The 5,183-nt window shown below is 43.5% G+C and carries 4 protein-coding genes; all 4 read right to left on the bottom strand.

The window, feature by feature from the left end; genetic code table 11:
• Positions 1-110: 110 nt before the first annotated feature.
• Positions 111-1,313: a BMP family ABC transporter substrate-binding protein gene (locus AC805_RS00200; protein ID WP_055073542.1), complete on the bottom strand. Its 1,203-nt coding sequence runs from the start codon at positions 1,311-1,313 to the stop codon at positions 111-113.
• A 207-nt stretch (positions 1,314-1,520) separates the two neighbouring features.
• Complete coding sequence (locus AC805_RS00205; protein ID WP_055073543.1) at positions 1,521-3,317, bottom strand: iron uptake porin; 1,797 nt, start codon at positions 3,315-3,317, stop codon at positions 1,521-1,523.
• A gap of 216 nt (positions 3,318-3,533) precedes the next feature.
• Positions 3,534-3,923, bottom strand: coding sequence for a hypothetical protein (locus tag AC805_RS00210; RefSeq protein ID WP_055073544.1), 390 nt, complete (start codon positions 3,921-3,923; stop codon positions 3,534-3,536).
• Positions 3,923-5,065: a tRNA guanosine(34) transglycosylase Tgt gene (gene tgt, locus AC805_RS00215; protein WP_055073545.1), complete on the bottom strand. Its 1,143-nt coding sequence runs from the start codon at positions 5,063-5,065 to the stop codon at positions 3,923-3,925. Before tgt ends, AC805_RS00210 begins: the two co-directional genes overlap by 1 nt.
• Between the last annotated feature and the right edge of the window lie 118 nt (positions 5,066-5,183).

A 5,183-nucleotide genomic window follows, 5' to 3' on the forward strand; every position in this document is an offset into this window, starting at 1 on the left:
TAGGCATAAGTAAACTTAAAACCTAGCAGGGCGTAACGCCCGCTTAGCGGGCGTTACGCCCTCTGGTTTTGGGTTTTAATTATGCAGCACTACTTAAAAGTTTATGGAACCTAGCTTTTGATGCTACCAATAACGCCTTCCACAAACCAATCCATCTTCTCTTCTAAATAGAGATCGGTTTGTTTGTACTGCTTATCCTTAGCAATAACTACCTTGCCTGTGTTGTCTTTGATTTCGCCAGCATAGATCACCATGCTACCATCCATGAATTTGGCTAGTACCTTTTCGGCTTCCTTCTTGGTTGCGGCGCTGACCGCACTACCAAAGGGTGAAATCTTACAGAACTTCTCCTTCAGCCCACCACGCACTAGATGGGGAATGCCTCCATCAGTAACAGACTTACCAGCCTTAAACCATTCTACATATTGGGTATATACGCTAGTCCAATCCCATTCCGCACCAGTTAAATAACCATTAGGAGCAAGCTTCGATTGATTGGCATGATAGCCAGTACAGAAAATCTTCCGTTTTTCGGCAGTTTCCATCACTACCTTAGGACTATCAACGTGACAGGTTAAAACATCTACGCCTTGATCGACCATGCTGTTCGAGGCTTCAGCTTCCTTAACAGGAACCGACCAATCACCCGTGAAAATGACCTGTACCGTGGCTTTAGGATTAACACTGCGCGCGCCAAGGGTGTAGCTATTAATATTGCGAATTACTTGAGGAATTGGTTTCGCAGCGACAAATCCTAACTTACCAGACTTTGTGGTTAGCCCTGCAACCACACCCGCAACATATTCCGCCTCGTCAATGTAGCCATAGTAACTACCAATGTTCTTGGGATGTTTGCCTTCCACATACATACCGCCACAATGGAAAAACTGCACTTTAGGATTTGTCGCAGCAACTTTGAGAATATGCGGATCGAAGTATCCAAAGGATGTTGGGAAGAGGGCAGAGACATTGTTTTGATTGATCATGCTGAGCATGGTTTCTTGTACAGTGGCGGTCTCCGCAACACTAGCCTCACTGACCGTCTTCACATTCGGTAGTTTGCCGATCGCCGTTTCACCCTCAAAGTGAGCTTGACTATATCCATAGTCATCCTTCGGACCAACATAAATGAACCCAATAGTTATTGGTCCTGCCGCTGGTGCACCTGAAGCACTGGGCGAACCTGCTGAAGTGGTGGTATTTGTAGGAGCTTGTTCAGTACAACCAGCCCATAGTTGAGAAGTTGCGCCAAAAGCGGCTGTAGCGATCGCGCCTCGGATAAATTTGCGACGGGGAATATAGATCGGACTCATGCCTTCACACCTTTTCAAGATTGAACGTAACGCGAGTTAGAAAACTAAAAATAGTAATAAGAGAAATCTACACTGGACTAGAACTTAGCAAACATTAGTTGTAACAAATGTATTACTAACTACTTGAATTACTTAGCCATATTCATGTAAAACACAAAAGGGCGTGCTTTGCACACCCTTTTGAATTAGGAAGTTTACGCCCTAAATTTAGAAGCTAAATACCGCTTGTAGATTACCCACAAATACGGTTGGATTAGTACTAAAGTTATTAGGATTGAAGATGAAGTAAGCCGAAGGAACCAAGGAGATATTCTTGGTTACGGGATAGATGTAAGACAGTTCGAGGTCATATTCAGTCCCGTCATTACCTCTACCAGCAGTAATCACATTGCTGCTATCACCAAACTTATATGGTAGAGAGAAGGAGATCATCGCTTGAGCGCCTTCTTTAAATAGGTCGGGGAAAGCTGCCCCAACTTGGAAGGTATACTGGTTGATATTCGTCGAACCACCCGCAGTGAGGTTGATGTTAGTCGTTCCGTAACCATACCTACCAAATAATCCGAATCCTTTGGTAACCAACCAATCAAAGTTAGCCACAAAGATATCAGATTGGGCATTGTTTACCCCAGAAGCCACGGTCGCAATACCTTGGAAAGAAGGACCACCACCGATAGTCGTTGCGGTATTTCTGGTAAAGTTACCATGACTGTAGATGAGTCGGAGCTTGAAGGCATCGCTTGGCTTGAAACCAATTTCAGCCGTCAAATTATTGGTTCCACCAAATAAACCTTCGTTAGGATTGGAAGCAGATGTGGTAGCAACAAACTCTCTACTATCAGCCAAGTAGCCAACCTTAAAGTCAAACATATTGCCCAATGGAGTCATGAAGACCGCACCAGCACCACGTTTGGAATCACTCAACAGCGTGCTATTAATTGAGTTAAATGTGGTATTCCAAGGATAAATGAAACGAATACCATCAAAATATTTGTAGAAATTGACGCGAGGACCGACAACGAGAGTAGCTTTGTCAAACACTGGGAAAGTGTAGGACAACTCACGCAAGATGAACTGATTGGAGTTAACTCCAGCAGTTTGATCGGTAAAAGGAACCCCAGTAGTATTGAAGAAACTACCGCCTGCATAGTTATTGTAGGGAGAGCTACCGTTACCAACAGCTAACTGGGTAACTAACGAATCTTTACCAGTGAAGGAGGTATTGAGGGTCAACCAAACCAAACCACTAAAGGTGATATTGGGTTTAGCTGTTGAAGAAGCGCCAGCTACGGTAGCGGATGAAGCCCCCGTAAGGTTAAAGAATGCTAAACCATTCAGCTTGGTAGTGGTCGAAAACTGTTGTGCTTCTAGTTTCTCTACCTTAGCATCTAGGGCATCAACACGACCGCGAAGAGTAGCTAGCTCTGCGGCAAATTCTTCTTGCAGTTTCTTGAGAGTAGCGAGGTCTTCTTTACTGACCTTATCGGCTAAACCTGCGGAGATGATTTCATTGATCTTGTCTAAACAGGCATTTAAACCTGCGGCAAATTCGTAACGACTGGTTGCCTGCTTGCCACGAAAGGTACGGTCGGGATAACCTGCAATACATCCATAGCGCTCTACGAGAGATTGTAATGCTGTAAATGCCCAATCAGTAGGCTTGACATCACTTAGTTGTGATACGGAAGTAACGTTTTGAGCTACTTCTTTGGAACGATTTAGTTCTGCATTAATTGATTTAATAGTTGCAGAATCGCTGAGCTTAGTTTCTGTCGATGGCAATGATGTAGTAGGTATAGCAGGAATTGCCGTTGCTGGCACTGAAGCTTCACTGATCTTTACTTCGCTAAGCTTTACTTCACTAACAGGCAACGAAGACTGTAAAGTTGGAACTGATGAAACCTTTGACTGAACTTGGGATTGATTGATAGTTTCTGCATTTGCCCCTGTTGCTGCCAACAGGCTTAAGCCTAATAGAATTGAGATATTACTGACCTTTTTCATTCCTTCACACCATTAAAGAAATATGCCTCGCTATTATGACAAACAGCATGATCGGCAGAAATAATTAATCAATGACAAATTATTCTCATTTAATAATTCATCGTCGATTAATTATTATGAGAACTCTGCGATCACAAAACTTGTTTATATTAGCTAAAACCTATGGGTTAAAAGTTAACAAAATTGAAGTCCAGCAAATGTATTTGTAGATACAATCTATCCCCAATCGTCATCCCAGTCATCATCAAAATCGTCTCTTTGTTTTTTACCAGTTTTCAAAATATCCTTTTTAACTTCTTTTTTAATTTCTCTTTTAAATTCTTGTTTAACTTCTGATTTTTGAGATGGACTATTTGAGGGGTATTTAGGGGAGGTAAAGCCAGAAAATTTCGGCACTTCTGGCAAATGGAAGTTGAGTGAGTTCTGCCAGAGACTGACAAATGTTGCGCCTAAGCCAGTAGAGAAAACTAAAACTACTCCTAGGGGTAATTTAATTGATTGTAAGGAAAAAAGTTTCAAATTCACGAGATAGGTATTTTGCCCAGCAAATACCGCGATCGCTAAGGTCATTATCCAAAGAAATAGGTATAGAGATAGGCGCAGCATTATAGATGTCCTGATGTGGGAGTATTTGCAGAGGAATCTTCGACAAGATAATGCCCAAATTTTTCGACAAAGCAATTTTCCATAATTGCTTGGCGCATTTGCTGAGTAAAACGGATTAATTCGGTAATGTTGTGAATTGATAGTAACGTGTAACCAAGGATTTCTTGCGATCGCACGAGATGACTGATGTAGGCGCGGGAAAAATTTTGACAGGCGTAGCAATCACATTCGCGATCGATGGGAGTGAAGTCCCGTTTAAACTTTTGATTTTTGAGATTCCAGCGCTCGCCTCTCACTAGAGCAACACTGTGCCGCGCAAAGCGTGTAGGAATTACACAGTCAAACAGATCGATTCCTGCGGCAACGGCTTGAGCCATTTCTTTATAGGTTCCGACTCCCATCAGATAGCGAGGTTTATCGGCTGGGAGTAGGGGCGTGGTTGCCTTAACGATTTTTTCGATTAATTCTGGGGGCTCGCCGACACTCACACCACCGATCGCATAGCCAGGTAAATCGAGTTCAATCAGTTCTCTGGCAGATTGTTGGCGCAAATCCAGAAAAACTCCACCCTGAATGATGCCAAATAAAGCTTGATCGTCCTTGCGATCGTGGGCTTTGATGCAACGCTCTAGCCAGCGAGTCGTGCGTTGTCCCGCGAGTTTGACGGCTTCGTAAGTGGCAGGATAGGGGGCACATTCGTCAAACGCCATGATCACATCTGCCCCCAGTTGATTCTGGATTTGAATTGATTTCTCTGGCGTGAGATTGATCGTATTACCGTCACGGGGCGATCGGAACTGGACTCCCTCTTCACTAATGGAACGAATTTCGCTGAGGCTGAAAACTTGAAAACCACCCGAATCCGTCAGAATGGGACCATCCCAATGCATAAATTTATGTAACCCACCTGCCTCAGCCACAATATCTTCTCCTGGTTGCAGATGGAGGTGATAGGTATTGGCTAGGATCATTTCTGCCTTACAGTCCTTGAGTTGAGCAGGGGTAACAGTTTTTACATTTGCCAACGTACCAACGGGCATAAATCTTGGGGTATGCACGACTCCATGGGGGGTATGGAATTCCCCAACTCTGGCATCGGTGCTGCCACATTGACAAACTAATTTAAAGGTAAAGTTATTCAGAGCTTACGATCCTAGACTTATTGACAAATTTGGATATAGCTATAGTTACTCAAGTCAGGACATCAAACCCAATAGAGAATTGCGGCGCTTCGCGCCGCAACTCTCTATTGGGTTTGAT

It is taken from the genome of Pseudanabaena sp. 'Roaring Creek' (assembly GCF_001402795.1).
Lineage (GTDB): Bacteria > Cyanobacteriota > Cyanobacteriia > Pseudanabaenales > Pseudanabaenaceae > Pseudanabaena.